The organism is Campylobacter novaezeelandiae, from assembly GCF_018968685.1.
GTDB classification, from domain to species: domain Bacteria; phylum Campylobacterota; class Campylobacteria; order Campylobacterales; family Campylobacteraceae; genus Campylobacter_D; species Campylobacter_D novaezeelandiae.
Genome location: NZ_CP076657.1, coordinates 519,547 through 541,349, shown reverse-complemented (window position 1 = coordinate 541,349; position 21,803 = coordinate 519,547). Strand labels below are relative to the sequence as shown.

Annotated in this window: 24 protein-coding genes and 1 tRNA gene; 4 read left to right on the top strand and 21 right to left on the bottom strand. The window is 29.4% G+C overall.

What is annotated here, in order from left to right; translation table 11 throughout:
* The first annotated feature begins 89 nt into the window (after nucleotides 1-89).
* Nucleotides 90-827 carry a flagellar type III secretion system pore protein FliP gene (fliP, locus tag CNZW441b_RS02850; protein WP_216681536.1) on the top strand — a complete coding sequence of 246 codons (738 nt, stop codon included), beginning with the start codon at nucleotides 90-92 and terminating at the stop codon, nucleotides 825-827.
* Nucleotides 828-1,188: 361 nt separating this feature from the next.
* Here fliP and CNZW441b_RS02845 read toward each other — a convergent pair.
* The 7 genes from CNZW441b_RS02845 to omp50 form a co-directional block, all read right to left on the bottom strand.
* Nucleotides 1,189-1,265: transfer RNA gene (locus CNZW441b_RS02845), tRNA-Arg, on the bottom strand.
* Nucleotides 1,266-1,306: 41 nt separating this feature from the next.
* On the bottom strand, nucleotides 1,307-3,382 hold the full coding sequence (gene fusA, locus CNZW441b_RS02840; protein WP_131163568.1) for an elongation factor G: 2,076 nt from the start codon (nucleotides 3,380-3,382) through the stop codon (nucleotides 1,307-1,309).
* A gap of 12 nt (nucleotides 3,383-3,394) precedes the next feature.
* Entirely contained in the window at nucleotides 3,395-3,865 is a 471-nt protein-coding gene (gene rpsG, locus CNZW441b_RS02835; RefSeq protein ID WP_131163569.1) for a 30S ribosomal protein S7, read from the bottom strand.
* A 68-nt stretch (nucleotides 3,866-3,933) separates the two neighbouring features.
* Nucleotides 3,934-4,320 carry a 30S ribosomal protein S12 gene (rpsL, locus tag CNZW441b_RS02830; protein ID WP_002782934.1) on the bottom strand — a complete coding sequence of 129 codons (387 nt, stop codon included), beginning with the start codon at nucleotides 4,318-4,320 and terminating at the stop codon, nucleotides 3,934-3,936.
* Nucleotides 4,321-4,521: 201 nt separating this feature from the next.
* A complete protein-coding gene (locus CNZW441b_RS02825) occupies nucleotides 4,522-5,115 on the bottom strand; it encodes a DedA family protein (RefSeq protein WP_216681535.1) in 594 nt (197 codons plus the stop codon).
* 95 nt (nucleotides 5,116-5,210) lie between these two features.
* Nucleotides 5,211-5,447: a hypothetical protein gene (locus CNZW441b_RS02820; RefSeq protein WP_131165949.1), complete on the bottom strand. Its 237-nt coding sequence runs from the start codon at nucleotides 5,445-5,447 to the stop codon at nucleotides 5,211-5,213.
* Between the two features lie 11 nt (nucleotides 5,448-5,458).
* Entirely contained in the window at nucleotides 5,459-6,907 is a 1,449-nt protein-coding gene (omp50, locus tag CNZW441b_RS02815) for an outer membrane tyrosine kinase (protein WP_131165948.1), read from the bottom strand.
* Between the two features lie 223 nt (nucleotides 6,908-7,130).
* Between omp50 and CNZW441b_RS02810 the strand changes: the two genes are divergently transcribed.
* A complete protein-coding gene (locus CNZW441b_RS02810) occupies nucleotides 7,131-7,907 on the top strand; it encodes a threonine/serine exporter family protein (protein ID WP_131163581.1) in 777 nt (258 codons plus the stop codon).
* Nucleotides 7,904-8,413 carry a threonine/serine exporter family protein gene (locus CNZW441b_RS02805; protein WP_131163582.1) on the top strand — a complete coding sequence of 170 codons (510 nt, stop codon included), beginning with the start codon at nucleotides 7,904-7,906 and terminating at the stop codon, nucleotides 8,411-8,413. The genes CNZW441b_RS02810 and CNZW441b_RS02805 overlap by 4 nt, the downstream gene beginning before the upstream one ends.
* On the opposite strand, the gene CNZW441b_RS02800 is transcribed toward CNZW441b_RS02805, so the two are convergent.
* Together CNZW441b_RS02800 and CNZW441b_RS02795 are read right to left on the bottom strand one after the other, a co-directional pair.
* Complete coding sequence (locus CNZW441b_RS02800; protein ID WP_216681534.1) at nucleotides 8,414-9,067, bottom strand: bacteriohemerythrin; 654 nt, start codon at nucleotides 9,065-9,067, stop codon at nucleotides 8,414-8,416.
* 37 nt (nucleotides 9,068-9,104) lie between these two features.
* A complete protein-coding gene (locus CNZW441b_RS02795) occupies nucleotides 9,105-9,689 on the bottom strand; it encodes a bacteriohemerythrin (RefSeq protein WP_200218228.1) in 585 nt (194 codons plus the stop codon).
* Nucleotides 9,690-9,816: 127 nt separating this feature from the next.
* Here CNZW441b_RS02795 and CNZW441b_RS02790 point away from each other — a divergent pair, with 127 nt between their 5' ends.
* Nucleotides 9,817-10,059: a TFIIB-type zinc ribbon-containing protein gene (locus CNZW441b_RS02790; protein ID WP_131163584.1), complete on the top strand. Its 243-nt coding sequence runs from the start codon at nucleotides 9,817-9,819 to the stop codon at nucleotides 10,057-10,059.
* A gap of 26 nt (nucleotides 10,060-10,085) precedes the next feature.
* Here the strand turns inward: CNZW441b_RS02790 and argS are convergent, their stop codons facing one another.
* The 12 genes from argS to petA form a co-directional block, all read right to left on the bottom strand.
* The gene (gene argS, locus CNZW441b_RS02785; protein WP_131166323.1) at nucleotides 10,086-11,675 is read right to left on the bottom strand and encodes an arginine--tRNA ligase; all 1,590 of its coding nucleotides are present in this window, start codon (nucleotides 11,673-11,675) and stop codon (nucleotides 10,086-10,088) included.
* Nucleotides 11,676-11,683: 8 nt separating this feature from the next.
* Nucleotides 11,684-11,917 (bottom strand): Sec-independent protein translocase subunit TatA/TatB, encoded by a 234-nt coding sequence (locus CNZW441b_RS02780; protein WP_131163586.1) that lies wholly within the window; start codon nucleotides 11,915-11,917, stop codon nucleotides 11,684-11,686.
* A gap of 2 nt (nucleotides 11,918-11,919) precedes the next feature.
* A complete protein-coding gene (gmk, locus tag CNZW441b_RS02775) occupies nucleotides 11,920-12,537 on the bottom strand; it encodes a guanylate kinase (protein WP_131166324.1) in 618 nt (205 codons plus the stop codon).
* Nucleotides 12,534-14,186 (bottom strand): highly acidic protein, encoded by a 1,653-nt coding sequence (locus CNZW441b_RS02770; protein WP_216681533.1) that lies wholly within the window; start codon nucleotides 14,184-14,186, stop codon nucleotides 12,534-12,536. The genes gmk and CNZW441b_RS02770 overlap by 4 nt, the downstream gene beginning before the upstream one ends.
* A gap of 55 nt (nucleotides 14,187-14,241) precedes the next feature.
* Nucleotides 14,242-15,009: a flagellar biosynthetic protein FliR gene (gene fliR, locus CNZW441b_RS02765; protein ID WP_216681532.1), complete on the bottom strand. Its 768-nt coding sequence runs from the start codon at nucleotides 15,007-15,009 to the stop codon at nucleotides 14,242-14,244.
* Nucleotides 14,996-15,631 (bottom strand): ABC transporter ATP-binding protein, encoded by a 636-nt coding sequence (locus tag CNZW441b_RS02760; protein WP_131166327.1) that lies wholly within the window; start codon nucleotides 15,629-15,631, stop codon nucleotides 14,996-14,998. The genes fliR and CNZW441b_RS02760 overlap by 14 nt, the downstream gene beginning before the upstream one ends.
* 1 nt (nucleotide 15,632) lies before the next feature.
* Entirely contained in the window at nucleotides 15,633-16,712 is a 1,080-nt protein-coding gene (gene tsf / locus CNZW441b_RS02755; RefSeq protein ID WP_131163591.1) for a translation elongation factor Ts, read from the bottom strand.
* Nucleotides 16,712-17,500 (bottom strand): 30S ribosomal protein S2, encoded by a 789-nt coding sequence (gene rpsB, locus CNZW441b_RS02750; RefSeq protein ID WP_131166328.1) that lies wholly within the window; start codon nucleotides 17,498-17,500, stop codon nucleotides 16,712-16,714. The genes tsf and rpsB overlap by 1 nt, the downstream gene beginning before the upstream one ends.
* Before the next feature lie 115 nt (nucleotides 17,501-17,615).
* On the bottom strand, nucleotides 17,616-18,776 hold the full coding sequence (locus tag CNZW441b_RS02745; protein ID WP_131166329.1) for a class I SAM-dependent methyltransferase: 1,161 nt from the start codon (nucleotides 18,774-18,776) through the stop codon (nucleotides 17,616-17,618).
* A gap of 117 nt (nucleotides 18,777-18,893) precedes the next feature.
* Nucleotides 18,894-20,018 carry a c-type cytochrome gene (locus CNZW441b_RS02740; protein ID WP_216681531.1) on the bottom strand — a complete coding sequence of 375 codons (1,125 nt, stop codon included), beginning with the start codon at nucleotides 20,016-20,018 and terminating at the stop codon, nucleotides 18,894-18,896.
* Nucleotides 20,015-21,265 (bottom strand): cytochrome b, encoded by a 1,251-nt coding sequence (locus CNZW441b_RS02735; protein ID WP_131163595.1) that lies wholly within the window; start codon nucleotides 21,263-21,265, stop codon nucleotides 20,015-20,017. Before CNZW441b_RS02735 ends, CNZW441b_RS02740 begins: the two co-directional genes overlap by 4 nt.
* A gap of 1 nt (nucleotide 21,266) precedes the next feature.
* Nucleotides 21,267-21,770 (bottom strand): ubiquinol-cytochrome c reductase iron-sulfur subunit, encoded by a 504-nt coding sequence (gene petA / locus CNZW441b_RS02730; protein WP_216681530.1) that lies wholly within the window; start codon nucleotides 21,768-21,770, stop codon nucleotides 21,267-21,269.
* Between the last annotated feature and the right edge of the window lie 33 nt (nucleotides 21,771-21,803).

The window sequence follows — 21,803 nt, the reverse complement described above, 5'->3', positions numbered from 1 at the left end:
AAGTTAAACTTGTTTTAAAACATCTAAAGATAAAATTAAAAATTATAAATATAAAATAGACTAAAAGAAAACTCCAAAGGTTAAAAAATTTGAAAAAAATTCTTTTATTGTTTTTATTTTCTTTAACTCTTTTTGCTGCTCCAGAAGCAACAATTCCTACTGTGAATTTAAGTTTAAGCGCCCCTGATACCCCAAATCAGCTTGTAACAACTTTAAACATTATCATTGTTTTAACCATACTTGCTTTAGCGCCAAGTATTATTTTTGTTATGACTTCTTTCTTGCGTTTAATTGTTGTTTTTTCATTTTTAAGACAAGCTATGGGAACGCAAAGTATGCCGCCTAATACTATTTTAATAACCCTTGCTCTTATTTTAACCTTTTTTATTATGGAACCTGTAGCCACAAAGTCATATAATGAAGCAATTAAGCCTTATTTAGAGGAAAAAATAGGCTATGAAGAAGCATTTGCCAAAGGAGTTAAACCCTTTAAAGAATTTATGCTAAAAAATACTAGAGAAAAAGATCTTGCTTTATTTTATAGAATTCGAAATTTGCCTAATCCTAAAACCATAGACGATGTTCCTTTAAGCGTTCTTGTACCAGCCTTTATGATTTCAGAATTAAAAACGGCTTTTGAAATAGGCTTTTTAATCTATCTACCTTTTTTAGTTATAGATATGGTCGTAAGTTCTGTATTAATGGCAATGGGTATGATGATGCTTCCGCCTGTTATGATATCTTTACCTTTTAAACTACTTATTTTTGTTTTAGTAGATGGATGGAATTTATTAGTACAAAGATTGGTAGAAAGTTTTGTAACCTAAATAAAAATTAATCAATAAACAAAATAATATTATTTTTATAAAAACTTCTGAAAAATTCAAAGATTAAATATTACAAAAAAGATTCCAATACCTAGAATTTTTCAATATGTGATACCGAATATATATTCTTTTGGCTATTCTATGCTAATTATATACCTTTTATCTTTTGATTTCTAAATTATCTATATCTTTTTAATTAAATATTAAAAAACATTTTTTAGTATCTATATAGCCAATACTTTGGCTATATAGATGGCTACAAAATGATAAGAAAAATTTCAATCATAATAAAATCTGAATGCAGGAAAATCGTTTAAAATAGTAGATTTTATATCTTAATGTTATTTAGTGAATTATTACTTGGTGTCCACGGCGAGATTCGAACTCACGGCCTCAAAATTAGGAATTTTGTGCTCTATCCAGCTGAGCTACGAGGACATTTAGAATTTGCCAAAAAAGCAAATTCTAAGCTAATATAATTATCCATTTCTCTTTTTGATAATTTCTTCAGAAACATTCTTAGGAACTTCATTGTAATGATCAAATTCCATAGAATAAGTTGCACGTCCTTGAGTTTGACTTCTAAGATCAGTAGAGTAACCAAACATTTCAGCCAAAGGACAAAATGCGGTAACGATTTTATTTCCACCTCTTTCATCCATAGAATTCACTTGACCACGACGTTTATTAAGATCTCCAATAACATCTCCCATATACTCTTCAGGTGTTTCAACTTCAACTTTCATCATAGGTTCTAAAATAACAGCTCCTGCTTTTCTAGCACCTTCTTTAAATCCCATAGAAGCAGCAAGTTTAAATGCCATTTCAGAAGAATCCACTTCGTGATAACTTCCATCATAAACAGTTACTTTAACATCTTCAACAGGATAGCCGGCTAAAACACCATTTTGTAATGCTTCTTGGATACCTTTATCTACGGCTGGGATATATTCTTTAGGGATTACACCACCTTTGATATCATTTACAAACTCATATCCACTACCTGGATCAAGTGGCTCAAGACGCAAGAAAACGTGTCCATATTGTCCACGACCACCTGATTGTTTTGCGTATTTGTATTCTTGTTCTACTACTTTTCTAATAGTTTCACGATAAGCAACCTGAGGCTGACCTACTTCAGCTTCTACTTTAAATTCACGAAGCATTCTATCTACAATAATTTCAAGGTGTAATTCACCCATACCAGAAATAATAGTTTGACCACTTTCTTCATCGGTTGAAACTCTAAAACTTGGATCTTCTTGTGCTAATTTATTTAAAGCTATAGACATTTTTTCTTGATCTGCTTTAGTTTTTGGTTCCACTGCAACAGAAATAACAGGATCTGGAAAATCCATTCTCTCAAGAATTACTTTATCTTTTTCACTCGCTAAAGTATCACCTGTTAATGTATCTTTAAGTCCTACAACAGCACCAATTTCTCCAGCATAAAGAACTTTAATTTCTTCTCTTTTATTAGAGTGCATTTTTAAAAGACGCCCTATTCTTTCTTTCTTATCTTTGGTTGAGTTATAAGCATAAGATCCACTTTCTAAACTTCCACGATAAACACGAACGAAAGTAAGTTGTCCTACAAAAGGGTCTGTCATAATCTTAAATGCAAGTCCTGCAAATTCTCCATCATCAGTTGATTTTACAGAAACTTCTGTGCCATCTTCATATTCCCCTTTAATATTTGCAACTTCATCTGGAGCTGGTAAATACGCAATAACCGCATCAAGTAAAGGCTGAATTCCTTTGTTTTTAAAAGCTGTTCCACAAAGCATAGGAATCATAGAAAGATTTAAACATCCCGCTTTAATACCTGCTCTAATTTCTTCTATACTTAATTCTTCTCCGCCTAAGTATTTTTCCATAAGTTCATCAGAAGTTTCAGAAACAGCTTCTATCATTTTTACACGATATTCTTCTGCTTGATCTTTAAGCTCAGCAGGAATTTCTTTTTCTACATAATCAGTTGGCTTGTTTTCATCTTCCCAAACCAAAGCTTTCATTGTAATAAGATCGATTACGCCTTTAAAATTATCTTCAGAACCGATTGGAATTTGAAGTGGAACTGGATTAGCTTTTAAACGTTCGCGAATTTGTTCTTCTACTCTAAAAAAATTCGCACCGATTCTATCCATCTTATTAACAAAAACAATTCTTGGAACGCCATACTTATTAGCTTGTCTCCAAACTGTTTCGCTTTGTGGTTGAACGCCACCTACAGAACAAAACACTGCAACAGCACCATCTAAAACACGCATTGATCTTTCAACTTCTATAGTAAAATCAACGTGGCCTGGAGTGTCAATTAGATTGATTTGATGATCTTTCCAAAAACAAGTTGTTGCAGCAGAAGTGATAGTAATACCTCTTTCTTTTTCTTGTTCCATCCAATCCATAGTAGCAGCACCATCATGCACTTCGCCTATTTTATGACTCATACCTGTAAAGAAAAGTATTCTTTCACTTGTTGTTGTTTTTCCTGCATCAATATGTGCAGCGATTCCTATATTTCTAACTCTTTTTAAAGGAGTACTTCTTGACATTTATTCTCCTTTTTACCAGCGATAGTGAGCAAATGCTTTATTTGCTTCAGCCATTTTATAAGTATCTTCTTTCTTCTTAAATGAAGCACCTTTGCTATTTGCAGCATCCATTAACTCAGCAGCAAGTTTTTCTATCATAGTTCTCTCGCTTCTTTTTCTTGCAAAAGAAATAATCCAGCGGATCGCTAAAGCTTGTTGTCTAGCAGGTCTTACTTCTACTGGAACTTGATAAGTAGCTCCACCAACACGACGTGATTTAACTTCTAAAATAGGCTTAATATTTTCAATTGCTTCATTAAAAACATCTATACCTTTTTTTTCGCCACCTTTTTTGTCAATAGCTTCTAAAGCACCATACAAAATAGTTGTTGCAACACTTTTTTTACCATCATACATTAAAGAATTAATAAATTTCGTAATTACTTTGTTACCATAAATCGGATCAGGCAAGACTTCTCTTACCGGAGCTTTTCTTCTTCTCATTTTTTTCCTTCAAATTTTAAATTTTACTCAAACAAAATCAAATCAAACGGATTTGTCTGTCTTTAAATTTACTTAGCAGCACCTGCTTTAGGACGCTTAGCACCATATTTAGAACGAGAAACTGTTCTTTTTGCAACACCAGCAGTATCCAATGCGCCACGCACGATATGATACTTAACACCCGGTAAGTCCTTAACCCTTCCACCACGCACTAACACTATGCTATGCTCTTGAAGGTTATGACCCTCACCGCCTATATAACTAATGACCTCAAAGCCACTTGTAAGCCTTACTTTGGCAACTTTTCTTAACGCTGAGTTTGGTTTTTTAGGTGTTGTTGTATAAACCCTAGTACAAACTCCCCTTCTTTGTGGACAATTTTTAAGCGCTGGAGATTTAGATTTTTCTAAAACTTTTTTGCGCTCTTTTCTAACCAATTGATTTATGGTAGGCACAATAATTCCTTTCTTTAAAATTAAAATAAACTCTGATGATATCTAAAATTTGCTTAGATTTTCTTAAAATAAGCTTTGCTTAGCATTTTGATATTTTTGAAATTTTGTAAAAGCTAAATGAGTTTAAAAATAAATTAAAATTTTTTACCTAAATAGAGTATAAATAAAAATACAAAATAATTCTTTAGAAATTTTCAGTAATTAAATTTTAATCTTTATTTTTACATAAATAAAAACAAAGATAAAGCAAAATATTATAATAAAAACTAGAATTTGACTTAAATAGGTTTTGATAAGTTCTTCATTTTCTCCTATAAAATATCCTAAAAATGTAAGTATGCTAACCCAAATAGCACTGCCTAAAGCCGTAAAAAAGACGAAATTTAAAAGTTTCATTTTAGAAAGTCCAGCTGGCATAGAGATGTATTGACGAATGCCAGGTAAAAGTCTGCAAATAAAAGTTGAAATTTCTCCGTATTTTAAGAAAAATTCTTCAAATTTTGAAAATTTTTTTTCATTGATACCAAAATACTTTCCAAATTTCAAAACAAATTTCTTACCCCAAAAAAAACAAATATAATAATTTATCAAAGCCCCTAAAACAGAACCAAATACCCCACTTAAAATACACAAAAAAAGATTAAGCTCACCCTTATGTGCTAAATATCCAGCAGGTATCATCACAACTTCACTTGGAAAAGGTATAAAAGAGCTCTCTAAAGTCATTAAGATAATAATACCTAAGTATCCCCAAGAACTAGCAGTATCAACTATAAACTGAATGATTTCTTGCATATTGACCTTATAGAAGAAAAAATTTTAGAAATTGTAGCTTAAAAAATTAAATGATTAAAAGCGGTATAAAACCGCTTTTTTTATTTTTGTTGTTATTATTTACCTGCAACTGAAACTTGATTTGGGTTATCAGCAGCACGTGCTATCATACACTCTGAAAGGATGGCTGCATCTTTTGGGTCTTTTACTTTTTTACTAATCCATCTTTCAACTTGTTTCATAGTTTTTGACTCAGGCTCTGGAGCTTCATATTTTTTCATCAAAGCATCGCAATCATTAGCAAAAGCAAAGATTGGAAGAGTTAGAAATAAGGCAAAAATTACTTTTTTCATCATTTAACTCCTTAGAATTTTACATTATACATAAGCATTATATTATCAGCTCTTGATTTTTCTTTTTTAGCTCCACCAAATGGTAATGCACGATTGCTCCATTTATTTTGGATATTTGTATAGCTAAGCCTTAAGAATTGATATCTATCAAGTTGATAAATCACATAAACATCATGAGCTGTTCCTCTTGTCATTCTGATATTTAATGGATCATTGATACTTGGACGACTCATAGTATACCAGTATCTGCTTCCCCAGAAAAACTCATAACCCACTTTTAAAGCTTGAGTGAAATCATAGCGTCCACCTACATGCACAGCATAACCATCTTCTTCATTGAATTTTCCATTCCCATAACCTTGACTTCCAAGAACTGCACTTAAAGTTGAACTTAATTGATTGTTACTTCCACGAGAATAACCCAAAGAAACAAAATAATTAAAATTCGTTCCGAAAGCTTTGTAATTTTCAAAATGAAGATTTGCTATAGTTAAATCTCCTAAATTTACCACCTCATCATCATAGCCAAGTACGCTTGTTCCTGTAAGTGGTAGCGCAAAGTCGCTTAAGTAAGCAATATTAAATAGCCATAAGTTATCCCCCATGCCTTCTATAGGAAGTTGTCCTTCTATAGCTCCATAATAAAGGTTTGCATCAGTATTTTTTTGATCTGCCATCCAGTCTCTTACTCTACCTTCTTCATCCCATTGATAAGTTTTACCATAAGCAGCACGCATAGCTACTTTATACTCTTGTAAGCTTTCTGGCTTATAAGTTAAAACCGCAGCATCGCCTAGAGCATTGATAGCTAAAGCTGGATAGGTTGATTGTCTTAAGGCATTGTTTCTTAGGTTGCTTCCTGGACCATCTGTTCCTGGTTGGCGTCCTATAGTAGCAATTAAATTCGGAGTGATATAGTAATCTAAATAAGCTCTATCCACATAAAGCACAGCTCCACTTGTTCTAGTGTTTCTTCCTGCATCTAGATCATATGGTAAGCCACTCCAGCCCATTTGAGACCAGTTTTTAGCCATAGATAAGCGTCCATAGAATTTGGTTTTGTCATTGATATCAGCATTCATATTTAAATGAAGTTCCATCATCCATTTATTATTAACACTATAGTCCTTATATCCAGCAAACTGATTACTAGTATAATAAGGAATATGATTGAAATTTGTATTTGATACGGCAGTTGAGAATTCAAGACCAAATTTTACTTTGCTTAAAGCTGCTTGAAATTCATTCGCATCAGCTCTATCGCTTAGATCATCAAGCTCAGCTCTTACTTCTTCATTTTTTTTAGCCTGAGCTTCTTTTTCTTTTTTTAATTGCTCAATTTCTTTTTGAATTTGTGCAAGTTGCTTTTGAAGTCTTGTGATCTCATCATCAGCTTTTGCATAAAGCAAAGAAGATGAAAGAAGACAAGCACTTAAAATAACCGAAAACTTCGTTTTCATTTAATCTCCTTGAAAATTGTTACATTTTTGAATGTTAAGTGCAATTATAGGAAAAAAAATTTTAAAAAAAAATTATTTGTTAATTTTTTTATGATAAGGCTAAAAATGTAAATTTGTTGAGTTTGTTAATTTACAAAAAAGATTAAAAAATTTATTTTTATTAATCTTTATTTTAAAAATTTGTTATAATTTTTTAAAAATTTTAAAAAAAGCAAAACAAAAGATGCAAAAACCAAATATCCAAACTTTGACAAATTTTTTAATCGAATATGTTAGTATAATGTTAAGCTCTGGAACTTACACATCAAGAATTGCAAAATGTGTTGATAGAATAACACGAGTTTATGGATATGAAATACACATAAATTTCTTTTTTCACCATTTTACACTCAATATCGTTGATAGAAGTGATAAATCTTCACAAAGAACTTACGTAGTTCCAACTAAAAGTGAAAATATAAATTTCAAACTTATCTCTGATCTTAGTGCACTTAGCTGGGCTATTTATGATAAAAGATATTCTTTAGAATATGCACAAGAAACTTTTAAAGAATTAATCTCTCAAAAAAAACATTCTTCTCTTAGTAGAATTTTGTTTATATCCGTTGCTAATTCTGCTTTTTGTAGGCTTTTTGGTGGAGATTTTGGTGGATGTTTGTTTGTGCTTTTTGGAACTTTAGTGGGGCTTTTTTTCAGATATATTTTTACACGATTAAAAATAAATATAAAAATTCAGTATATCTTTTGCTCTTTTATCACTTCTTGGATTGTATTTTTAGGTATAGATTTAAATTTTGTCAAAGAAGCAAATGTTGCTTTAGGATCTAGTATTTTGTATCTTACTCCTGGGGTGTTTTTTATCAACTCTATCATCGATATACTCAAAGATCACATTTTAATGGGACTTAGTCGTATTATAAGCGTCATCATTTTAGTTTGTTGTATTAGCATAGGAATTTATATGACCTTAAGTATTTCTAATCTTGGGATTTTGCAATGATTAGCTTTAGTTCGATAATTGGCGATATGTTTTTTGCTGCTATAGCTGGATTTGGTTTTGCATATGCTTGTAATCCTCCTTTTAAAACTTTGATACTTTCTGCATTACTTGCTGCGATAGCACACGGATTTCGTTTTGTTTTAATCGAATATTTACACTTTCAAACTTTAGCTATAGCAACTTTTTTGGCTTCGTTTTTTATAGGTTGTTTAAGTATAGCTTTGGCTAAAATATTTAAAACCCCTGCTGAAATTATAGTTTTTCCAGCTCTTATACCTATGATACCTGGAATTTATGCTTATAAGGCAATATTAAATTTGATTTCTTTTATTAGAAGTGAAAGTATGGAACTAAAAACAACTTATTTAATAAGCTTTTTTGACTATGCTTTTACAGCTTTGTCTGTTACTTTGGCTCTAGCCATAGGAGTAAGTGTGACTTTGCTAATCTTTTTTGAGCAAAGCTTTATGATGACAAGACACGCAAAACTACACAAAAGAAGATAATCACTCATCTTGATGATGAAATTTCAATATTGCTTTACACTTTTTGCATTTAAATTGCGTTGTGCCTATCATCACTTTATGATAAATACTTAAAGGGATTTGATGAATAAAATTTTCACACTTACAAGTGCAATATACTTGGCATTCTTCAAAGCTTAAATTTTTAACATTTTCATTTATAATACACTCTTCAAAAGTTAAATCATCATCTAATATTCTATTTTCTATAAAATCTAATTTACTTTTCCATTTTGCAATTTCCATATCTTCACAAATTACATGTTCTATAAATTTATGTTTAATAGCTTTATAAAATTTTTCTTTAAGATCATTTGTAGATTTAATATCTTTAATCATACTGATCATATTGCTTATAGTTTGCTGATGAATTTTGCAATGTTGTTCGTAATGAGGATAGTTAATTTCTCTCATATATTGTTCTTCATCTTCACAATGCTCTTTAATATAATAAAAAAGTTCAATAAGCAATTGTTTAAGCTCATCTCTTTTAACATAACGATAAAATGCAGATTCAACATTTTGTGCAAGTTCAAAAAGCTTTTTATGTTGAGAATCAATTATTTCATGACCAATACAATATTTTTTATCCCATCTTGGAAGCAATTTAAACTCATCGTCTAATAACTCACACATAATTTATCCTAAAAACTACACCTTTTAACAAAAACTTTTATTCTTTATCTTGATCGGAAAATTTTAAAATTGCTTTACACTTTTTGCATTTAAATTGTGTTGCACCTGATTGAATTTTATAATGGATGCTTAGAGGAACTTTATGTATAAAATCTTCACATCCACAAGTATAATAAGCCATACACTCTTCAAAAGTTAAATCATCATCTAATATTCTATTTTCTATAAAATCTAATTTACTTTTCCATTTTGCAATTTCCATATCTTCACAAATTACATGTTCTATAAATTTATGTTTAATAGCTTTATAAAATTTTTCTTTAAGATCATTTGTAGATTTAATATCTTTAATCATACTGATCATATTGCTTATAGTTTGCTGATGAATTTTGCAATGTTGTTCGTAATGAGGATAGTTAATTTCTCTCATATATTGTTCTTCATCTTCACAATGCTCTTTAATATAATAAAAAAGTTCAATAAGCAATTGTTTAAGCTCATCTCTTTTAACATAACGATAAAATGCAGATTCAACATTTTGTGCAAGTTCAAAAAGCTTTTTATGTTGAGAATCAATTATTTCATGACCAATACAATATTTTTTATCCCATCTTGGAAGCACTTATTTTAAAACCTTTAATTAAATATTAGTTTTCTTTATTATATCTTAAAAATATTATTTTATCAATTTTGAAACGAATGATTTAAATTTTATGATTATAATTTTTTAATTTTTTAAAGGAGTATTAATGCTATGTCCAGTTTGCAATATTGATTTAATGATGAGTGATAGAAATGGGGTTGAAATTGATTATTGTCCAAAATGCCGTGGGGTATGGCTTGATCGAGGAGAGCTCGATAAAATAATAGAAAGAAATAATGCAACTTCTTATAATCAATCCTATAACTCTCACTCTCAATACGATCATCACAATAACTACTATAAAAAGAAAAAAAGAGAAAGTTGGCTTGGAGAAATTTTCGACTTTTAAAGAACTAATCTGCAATTTTTTGCAGATTATTCCATTTTATTTTTAGCTTCAATTCCCATTAAGGAAAGACCTGTTTTTATACTCAAGGCAACCAAAGAAAAAAGTTTTAATAAAGTATCTTCATTTTCTGCACCGACAACGCGATTTTCATTATAAAATTTATGAAAATTCGATGCTAAATTTTTCAAATAATCAGGAAGTTTTTGTAAAGATCTTGATTCAAAAGCATCATTTAAGATAGATTCTAAATTTAAACTTTCAAAAACTAAATTAATACCCTCTTGATTTAAAGACGAAAAATCAGCGTTTAAAACATCTTGTGGAGTTTTTTTAGCTTTAATAAAAACTTGATGAATTCTTGCATGAGCGTAATTAATATAAAAAATAGGATTTGAACTATCTTCTTTTTTAAGATCATTAATATCAAATTCTAAATGCGTATCACATTTTTTACTAAGAAATATAAATCTTAAGGCATCAGCACCTATCTCGTCTAAAACTTCACTCATTAAAATAAAATTTCCGGCTCTTTTGCTCATTTTATAAGGTTCTTTGTCTTTAAGTAAAGATACCATTTGGGTAAGTATAATTTCTAATTTATTAGAATCAAAACCTAAAAACTCTATTGCCGCTTTCATTCTTAGGATATAGCCGTGATGATCTGCTCCCCATATATTGATACATTTATCATAAGAACGACTCATTTTATCTTTATGATAAACAATATCTGCAGCAAGATAAGCACCTTTGCCATCTTCTTTTATGATAACGCGATCTTTTTCATCGCCTTTTAAGGTTGATGCAAGCCAAATTTTACCTTCTTTTTCATAGATTCCACCGTGCTTTTTTAAAGCCTGAAGTGTTTCGTCTAAAGCATTATAATAAGAACTTTCATTAGAATACGCATCTATGTTTACTTTGGCTTTTTGAAGATCTTCTTTGATTAAATGTAACATCTTATCTTTAGCCCAAGAGGCCAATGTAGGGATATTTTCTTCTTTAAAAAAATCTTTTTCAAAATGCGCAAAAGCTTCTTTGGCTAATTCAGCTATATACTCACCCTTATAATACTCATTAGGATATATAACTTTTTCTTTAAGACATTGTTCTTTTACGCTTAAAAGAACTGAAAGTCCTAAAAGATAAATTTGATTTCCCGCATCATTGACATAATATTCTGTATCCATTTTATAGCCTAAATGCCTGGCTATCCTTGCTAAAGTATCACCAAAAATAGCTCCTCTAGCATGACCTATATGCAAAGGTCCTGTTGGATTTGCACTTACAAATTCAAGTAAAAAGCTTTGATCTTTAACCTCTCCTTTGGTAAAATTTTGAGGTTCTTTTAAAGCTTTAGTTGCTAAAACATTTAAAAATTCTTTAGAAATCTTAAAATTCAAATATCCATTAAGTGCTTCAACTTTTTCAAAACAATGATGATTTTCAAATTTAAGTGCTAATTCTGTAGCAATAAGCATAGGATTTTTCTTAAGCGTTTTAGCCAAAGAAAAAGCTAAAGGGGTAGCAAAATGAGCTAAATTTTTATCTTTTGGATTTTCGAGTATAAAATCTTGCTCTAAAATTTTAGAAATTTCTTTAAAAATAATATTTTTCAAAATAAACCTTAAGCTTTTTTCAATTCATCTTTATCTTGTGTTTGCGACTGTAAATCATCATTTGTTTTTTCTTCAATCTTTTGAGTATTTTTTACTACCGTATCATCTGAATTCATCTCATCTTTAAAAGTTTTAATACCTTTTCCTAAACCTTTTGCAAGTTCTGGAATTTTTTTTGCTCCAAAAAGCAATACAACAATTAGTAAAATAATCAACCATTGGGTTCCACTTGGCATATGCATAATTAATCTCCTTTACTCCAATTAATTTGAAATTGATTTAAATTTTGATTTTGAACTTTAATCTTTTGAGCTTTTAGAATAGTTCTTAGCTTTTCATAGCTATCTTCTAAATCATCATTAATAATTAAATAATCATAATTTTCAATCCATTTCATCTCTTCACTTGCATTTTCTAATCTTTTTTGCAATGCATTTATTGTATCAGTATTTCGCTTAATAAGTCTTTGTTTTAACTCTTCTTTATTTTTTGTAGTGATAAAAACAGAAACAATTTTATCAGCTAATTTCTTTTTCACTATACCAAAACCTTGCACATCGATATCAAAGATTACAATTTTTCCATTTTCTAAAGCATCCATTGTATTTTTTAAAGAAGTCCCATAATAATTTTCATGAACCTTAGCCCACTCTAAAAAATAATCCTCTTTTATACCCTGTTCGAATTCGTCTTTAGATATAAAATAATAATGCTTTGAGTGAATTTCTCCTTCTCTTGGTTTTCTCGTTGTAGAAGAGATAGAAAAATAAAGCTCATCATTAAATTCTTTAAAAAGTTTCTTTAAAAGAGTAGATTTACCTGCTCCACTAGGACCTGAAATAACTAAAATAAAACCTTTCAATCTTTCATATCCTCAAAACTAATCTTAATGTTTATATTCATATTCATACCTTTTAATGCTGCTTTTAAGGTATCATCTTTAATACTTGAAGAAATAGTTTGAGCTATGCTTTGGCTTAATTCATTAACTATTTTTTCTTTGTTATTATCATTTTCATTTGTATCATTTGATGTGCTAGAAATTTCAGAAGTTTTTATAATTTTTTCTCCTAAAGCTTGTTGAATTTCGCTTTCTTTTAACTCATCAAAATCATTGTACTGCATCTTTGGAACAACAAGTTCTTCATTATTACCAGCTGTCAAAATTTCATCTCCTAAAATTGATTCTTGTTTAAAATCATCTAATATTTTAGTGCTTTCATAATCTTTTATATTATCATCTAATTCATCAAGCGCTGCAAGCTCTTCTTTGATTTGATCTTGAGTGCTCAAATCAGAATTAATACCAAGATCATCGTCTAAATTTTCCTTTTCTTTTAACTCTTCTTCTACTATAGGTAGAAAATCTTCTGCTTGTTTATTTTCATTTTTATTTTGTCCTAAGAATTCAGCATCTTGAGGAAGATCATCAAAATTTATTTCTTTAATTTCTTCTTCTACTATAGGATACTCATCATCTTGGGTTAATGATTCTTCTTGTTGATTTTCTTCTATTTGAGGTATATTGTCTTGTAATTCATCTTCAATTTTTTTAGCATCGTCATTTATTTCATCATCTTGGGTTAATTCTAAATCATCGGTTGGATCTTGGACTTGGTTATCTTCTATATTTAACTCATCGCTATGATTTATCTTTAAATCTTCGTTTTGAGTTTCTAAATCAAGATTATCATCTGTATCTTTTAAATTTTCATTAATTTCATCTACATTTTCATCTACTTGGATTTCTTCTTGATCATTTTGATCGTTTAAGGTTAAATCATCATTATTTAAATTTTCATCTTGTAATTCATCTTCAATTTTTTTAATATCATCTTTTATTTCATCATCTTGGGTTAATTCTAAATCATCGGTTGGATCTTGGACTTGGTTATCTTCTATATTTAACTCATCGCTATGATTTATCTTTAAATCTTCGTTTTGAGTTTCTAAATCAAGATTATCATCTGTATCTTTTAAATTTTCATTAATTTCATCTACATTTTCATCTACTTGGATTTCTTCTTGATCATTTTGATCGTTTAAGGTTAAGTCATCTAAATTATCAGTATTATCAGATAAAGACTTTTGATTTATCTCATCCTCATCTAAGCTTAAATCATCAATGCTTAACTCATCTATCTCTTCTAATTTATTATCATCTTTTTCATGAATATCATCTTGTTCTTCGATAAAAGTTTGAGTATTACTATCTAAACTATCATTATTTAAAAGATTTAAAAGATCCGTTGGTAAAAAAGGTTTTTGTAAAATTTTTATATTTTTAATATCAAATTTTTGATTACGCGATGTTAAAACTATAAGTTTAGAACATTTTTGTTTTAATTTTTCAATATCTTCTTGTATATCACCATCTATAACTATAATATCATATACGCCTAAATCATCAGTATAAGCATTTGCTTCTTTAAAATCATGAGACATTTTTTTTGCACTAAGCCCTACAAGCTTTGATACAACAGGGTTTTCATTTAAAAGTAAAATTTTCATCACTTTATCCTTGAAAAATAATTCTTATTTTATGATATTTTCATTTATTATTACCTTATACAAAAAAGAGAGTTTGCATATTTGAAAAAACTTGAATAATCAATTGTTTAAAATATTGCATCATTACAAGTAAAATTGCAATTAATACTATAAAACCTAAAGCAATTTTAATAGGATAACCAATAACTAAAAGATTAAATTGTGGCATAGTTTTCATTAAAAGCCCAAAAATTACATCAGAAAGTAAAGAAATTGCTAAAATAGGAAAAGACATAGTAAAACCTATAATAAAAATATTTAAAACACCTTGATTAAGATATGTTAGCAAATTTTCACTCGGATAAAATCCTCCTAAAGTAATACTTCCTAAAGAATACTTTAAAAACAAAAGCATTAAATGATGCCCATCAAAAGCAAGAAAAAATAATAAAGCAATTAAATGTAAAATTTGAGAGGTTATGGGCATATTGGTACCAGAAGAAGGATCAATAACACTTGCCATAGTAAAACCCATAGTAAAAGCTATTTGCTCTCCTGCCATCATTATAATGGCAAAAATAATTTGCAACATAAGTCCAGCTATCATTCCAAAAATAACTTCACTCAAAATTTGCAAAATAAAAAAAGAATCTAAATGTAAAGCTTCTAATTTAGCAAAAGGAAATAAAAACATTGTCAAAAAGAAAACAATAGTAGTTTTTATCACCATAGGAATAACATTGTGAGAGAAAAAAGGAAAAAAAACTACAAGTCCACTTAATCTTGCAAACAAAAGCATAAAAGTAACTACATTTTTATCGCCTAAATAATTAACAAATTCCATAAGAGTTTAAAATATAAGTTTTATCGCAAAATTTCGCTAATTGATTATCATGTGTCACAAAAAATAAAGCAGCATTATTTTCTTTTACATAATCAATTAAAATTTCAATAACATTTTTAGCATTATCAAAATCCAAATTCCCAGTTGCCTCATCTGCAAATATAATTTTTGGTTTTTTACAAAGTACTCTTGCTATACTTACTCTTTGCTGTTGCCCTCCACTTAATTTGGTGATTTTTTGATTTAAAAGTTTTGCAATTCCTAACTTTTCAAGTAAAACTTTATCAAGCTCATATCCAGATAAAATACTTGCTAATTCTATATTTTCCAAAGTTGAAAAACCTTTAAAAAGATAATGAGTTTGAAAAATAATACCAAATTCATAGCGTCTTATTTTGATCTTTTCTTTCTCGTTAATATCATATAAATTTTGATTTTTATAAAAAACATTTCCATTATTTGGTTTTAGTAGAGAAGATAAAATATGTAAAAGAGTAGATTTTCCACATCCACTACTTCCTTGTATAGCAATACAATCTTTTGGATAAATATTTAAATCTAAATCTTTAAAGAGCGGATAATCAAAACTATGAGTTATTTTTTCCGCTCTTAAAAGTTCCATATTAGCTCATTTGTGCAGCAACTTCTGCAGCAAAATCTTCAGTCTTTTTCTCTAAGCCTTCGCCCACTTCAAAACGAACAAATTTCACAATTTGAATTTTTCCGCCAAATTCTTGTTCTTTTTGCGCAATTACTTGTTCAATAGTTTTTTTATCATCCATTACATAAAATTGTCCCATAAGCGTTAATTTGCTATCAAGTTGAGAATTATCAGCTATAAAACTATTAATTTTTCCAGGAATAATATTTGCCCAAATTTTTTCAGGTTTATTTTGTGCTTTAAGCTCTGCTTTAATATCATCTTCAACTTGTTTTAAAATAGTTTCATTAAGCTGTTTTCTACTAGCAAATTTAGGAATTTTATGCTCTGGCTTATTTGGATCTTTTAAACGGCGTCTTTCTTCATTTTCTTTTTCAAGTTCAGCCACCAAAGCTTTATATTCGTTTTCAATAAAATCCATATCAAGTTCTTCATAGCTTAAATAACTAGGCTTCATAGCAGCTATGTGCATACAAAGTTGTTTTAAAAAATCTTTCGATTTTTGAGCTACTTCTTCATTTTCACAATTTGCTGCGATAATAACACCTACACGACCATTAGTATGGATATAGCCATTAACTATACCTTTTTGATCATTAGTCTTAATAGTCTCAAATCTTCTTACAACTAAATTCTCTCCAATAGTAGCAATTTGAGTTTTTAAATAATCTTCAAAAGCAACCCCGTTAATCTTGCTATTTTTAAGTTCATCATTGTTTTTTAAATCATTAATTTGTATATGCTCTGTTGTTTCTTTTGTTAAAGCAATAAATTGCTCATTTTTTGCAACAAAGTCTGTTTCTGAATTAATCTCACTTAAAGTTGCTGTTTTAAAATCATCACTCACTTTAACACTAATTAATCCCTCAGCCGCCAAACGATCTGCTTTTTTAGCTGCTTTACCAAGTCCTTTTTCTCTTAAAAGTTGAACAGCTTTATCAAAGTCTCCATTACTTTCTTTTAAAGCATTTTTACAATCCATCATTCCTGCGCCAGTGCTTTCGCGCAGTTCTTTTACCATTTGTGCAGAAATTTCAGCCATTATTCTTGCTCCTTAAAGTCTTCTTCACTCATTGCTTCATCAATAATTTCTTTTTTTTCACTTTCAGAAATTTCATTTTTTTGTTCTATTTCTTCTAATCCATCTTGCTCTCTTAAGGCTTTACCCTCATTAATTGCTTCAGCCATTTCTTGACAAAAAAGTTGAACAGAACGAATAGCATCATCATTTCCTGGTATCGGATAAGTAACCAAATCTGGATCACAATTTGTATCAAGAGGAGCTACAACAGGAATTCCAAGTCTATTAGCTTCTGTAACAGCAATTTTTTCTTTTACAGTATCAATAACAAAAATCATATCAGGCTGAGTTTTCATATAACGAATACCGCCTAAATATGCAAGTAATTTCTCTTTTTTTCTTGTAAGCATTAAAGCTTCTTTTTTTGTCAAAAGTTTAATGCTACCATCTTCTTCCATTTTTTCTATAACTTCTAATTTTCTTATCGACTGACGAATAGTGCCAAAATTTGTCATCATACCACCTAGCCAACGATGATTGACATAAGGCATTCCGCATTTTTCAGCATACTCTTTAATAGCTCCACCTGCTTGTTTTTTGGTTCCAACAAACAATATAGTTTTTCCCTCAGCAGCTGCATCACGAACAATATTATAGGTGTATCTAAAATATCTTAAAGTTTTTTGCAAGTCGATAACATAGATACCTTTTCTTTCTCCAAAAATAAATTTTTTCATCTTTGGATTCCATCTTCTTGTTTGATGTCCAAAATGCACACCGCATTCTAACAAATCTCTCATACTAACCATAATTTCTCCTTAAATTTAGCTTTTATTCCTCCGTATCCTTTTTTATTTACAAAGCTAAAAAGAATTGATACGTGTGAAATCAAAACAGTTATTTTATCAAATTTTATTTTAGTTTTTACTTATAAATATGTTCTTGAGTTAATGGAATTTCATTATTAATTTCTTTGGTAATTAATAATTGAAATAAATCTACACTTCCAACTTTAAAAGCTGCAGAGCAAGAACGTAAATATAAATTCCACATTCTAATAAATTCTTCATCATATTTTTTACGTACTTGATCAACAGCTAGATTAAAATTATTAGTCCAAATATCTAAAGTTTTAGCATAATGCAATCTTAAACTTTCTGCCAATAAAAGATGAAAATCTCTTTCGCTCATTATACTTATAACTTCTCTTAAAGACGGTAAATATCCCCCTGGAAAAATATACTTATCTATCCATGCATTAGTCTTTCCCTCAAACATTGATAAAATAGAATGAAGCAAAAATAAACCACCGGGTTTTAACATTTGTTTTACTTTTGCAAAATAAAGATCCAAATTTTTTCTACCAACATGTTCAAACATACCAACAGAAACAACTTTATCAAAATAATTATGATATTTTAAATCTTGATAGTTTTGAAGTTTAATTTCAATTTGATTTTCAAGTCCTAATTCCTTAACTCTTTCATTGGCCTTTTGATACTGCTCTTTAGAAATTGTAATACCAACAACTTCAACTCCATACTTTTGTGCTGCGATAACAGAAAGCCATCCCCAGCCACATCCTATATCTAAAAGTTTTTCTTTGGGTTTTAAATTTAATTTTTTTAAAGTATGCTCAATTTTATTAAGTTGTGCCTCATAAAGAGTTTCTTTAGGATTTTTGAAATAAGCACATGAGTAGCTCATGGTTTCATCAAGCCAAAGTTTATAAAAATCATTTCCTAAATCATAATGACTTTTAATATTTTCACTTTCTTTATTTTGGGCTATTTTACTTAAGACATTCTTATTTTTTAAATATTTTTTATTAGAAAAATAATATAAAACTTTAGCTATTTCATTATAATCACCCTCAATATCTAATTTTCCTTGCATATAATATTGAGCAAAAATCAAACTCGTATCTTTAAATAAAACATAAAAAGGTATTTTCTCTTTTAAAATTAAAGAAAATTTAGGCTGATTTTTGCCTAAAATAAATTCTTCTTTATCCCAAAAAACAATCCTAAAATCACCATAATCCCATTTTGAAAGAATTAGTTTAATAATTTTCTTTTCTAGCATAATATACTCCAATAATAAAAATTTATATAAACAGTATAGAATCTAAAAATTAATAAAATTGAAGTATATGAAGAATAAAATTATTTTTATCACTTTTTTAAAAAAGTGATAAAAATTTTAATGAAGTTTAGACCAAACAGATCTTTTCCATCCTATAGCTAAAATACTTAAAATTACAAAGAAAATCATTATATAAATTCCTAAATTTTCTCTTTGTTCTTTTTTACTATCACCTACTTTTTCTAAGTAAGAAATAACTTTAGCTTGAGACTCTTCATTCAGTCCTACTCTTGGCATTGCTGTTCCTGGGAGTAATTTTTGAGTATTATTTATAAAGTCATGAAGATACTGCTCACCTCTTGAACGTATCATCATAGATAAATCAGGCGGAACTGAACCAAGATAATTTTTCAAATCATCATGATTAGATGGAGTAAGAAAATTATCATACTTAACATCATGACAACGACCACAAGCTTCTATAAAAGTTACTCTATCTTTTGCAAAAGCTACATCTTTATTTATCAAAGCTATTTTTCGTTTCTCATCTGTTAAATTAGCATATTTTGCTTCAATCTCTTTTTGAATAGCAGTATCTTCTTGTGTTTTAAATTTCACGCCAACTTCTTTAAGGTAAGCAATAACATTTGCAATATTAGCATTAACTGTCTCTTGATTTTCTCCAGATGTTTCTGTATTGTAAGCACTCATAATAAAAGCATCTCCAAATTTATGATCTACTTTTAGAGCAAGTGCTGGATACATAATTAAAGCGGCTAAAAATTTCTCATCATATAAATTTGCCGCAGAACTTAAATCAGGAGGAATGACACCTAAAGAAGAGTCTGTAATATTTGCTGGCATATTATCAGCTTTAATTCCATGACAAGCAAAGCAATTTCCTTCAAAAAATTCTTTTCCTTTTTTAGCATCTGCCTTAGAAAAGTCAATTTTATCCACTTCATTCCAAAGTTTTTCATTTTTAACTAAATTTTCTTTTGCAAGTTCAAGATCTTTTCTGGCACTTTGTATTCTTTTTTCATCATTTGACTTTTGCGCTTCATCAAGTGCTAACTCTTTAGATGCAATAACGCTTTTTGCATAATCAATATCTTCAACTGCAAAATTAAAATTTGCAGGAGCTACATGAGGCTTCATAACAGAGTGAGCATAAGGTTCAACACCCCAATAAACAAGTCCAGTAAATACTACTACAACTAAAAATATTTTTAGCTCTCTCATGACTTAGCTCCTTTTCTCTCTAAAATAGTAATTATAGGTAAAACCACAATAAGCATTAGTAAAAAAACTATAGAAGCGTAAAAACCAACCCAAGCATTAACACCCGTTGGAGGGAGTTTACCATAAACAGTTAAAACAATTAAGTCTATCAATAAAATCCAAAACCATATAAAAAATAATGGTCTATCATGAGCAGGTTTTACTACATCACTTCTATCAAGCCAAGGCAATAAGAAGAAAATAATTTGAGCTATACCAAAAGCAGCTAAACCTATATCAAAAGCTTTAATTCCCGCAATATCAAAGAAAAATCCTCTTAATACTTCATAAGACCATAAAAAATACCATTCAGGATAGATATGTGCTGGTGTTTTTAATGCATTAGCCGGATCAAAATTAATAGGATCCATAGCAAAATCAAATTTAAAACAAACTAAGTAGAAAAAGAAAATCATAAACAAGCAAATATACATAAAATCTTTAGATAAAAATCCTGGCCAAAAAGGAATAACTTTAGATCCTTTTGTATCTCCTGCCATATATTTTTCAGCTTCTAAATCAAAGTCTAATTCTTCTGAAATTTCATTATTTACATGAGGAATTCTTAAAGTATAAAAATGCACAACAATAAGAGCAATAATAACTATAGGCAACAAACAAACATGAAGCATAAAAAATCTTGTTAAAGTTGGATCTGAAACAGCGTAGTCTCCTCTTATCCAAATTACAAGCTCAGGACCTATAAAAGGAATACCACCAAAAAGATTTGTGATAACTTGTGCAGCCCAATAACTCATTTGTCCCCAAGGCAACATATATCCACTAAACGCTTCAGCTGAAAATACAATAAATAAAAGCATTCCACTAACCCAAATCATCTCTCGGCCTTTTTTATAAGACCCATAATAAATTCCTGTTAGCATATGAATATAAATGATTAAAAATACTACAGAAGCCGCAACACCGTGCATATGTCGCCAAAGCCAACCATAATCTACTTCTTGCATAATAGTTTTATTTACACTATCAAAAGCCAATGCAGTATCTGGCTTATAATACATAACAAGCAACAAACCTGTTACAAAAAGTATTGCAAAAAGAGTGGTTAATATAACACCCATAGCCCATAAAAAGTTAATTTGTTTTGGTATCCAATATTTAACCATTAAAACATCTAATAATTTATAAATTGCAAGTCTTTGATCAAGCCAATCCATTATGCCATTAGCTTTTCTAATATGTGCCATTTTAAGCCTCCGCTATCATTTTTTTATATTCTAAACCCTCTTCACCTAAAACAAGTTTTGTTCCATCAATTTTAAATGGAGGAATTTCTAAAGGCTTAGGAGGAGGTCCAAATACATTTTTGCCACTCACATCAAATTCTCCACCATGACAAGCACATTTAAATAATTGCTCACTCGGTGCATAAGCTGGTATACATCCTAGATGGGTACACAATCCTATAACAACGGTATATGCTGCATTACCAACTACAACATCACGCTTCTCGTCTCTTGGCATACTTTCATCTTTTTTTAGAATAAAGATAGGTTTTTTACGCCATTCTATTGTTCTAAGTTCTCCTGCTTGCATTCCAGATAAATCAACAGTGGTAAAACCAGCAGCTTTTACACTTGGAAGTGGGTCCCAAGTTTTTTTCATTGCAACTAATGAAAAAATGCCGCCCACAGCAGCCACACTTCCAAATGCAAAACCCATAAAGCTTCGTCTACTTTCAGATGTAGCCATATTAAGTTCCTTTCATTTTTTAATATACAAACT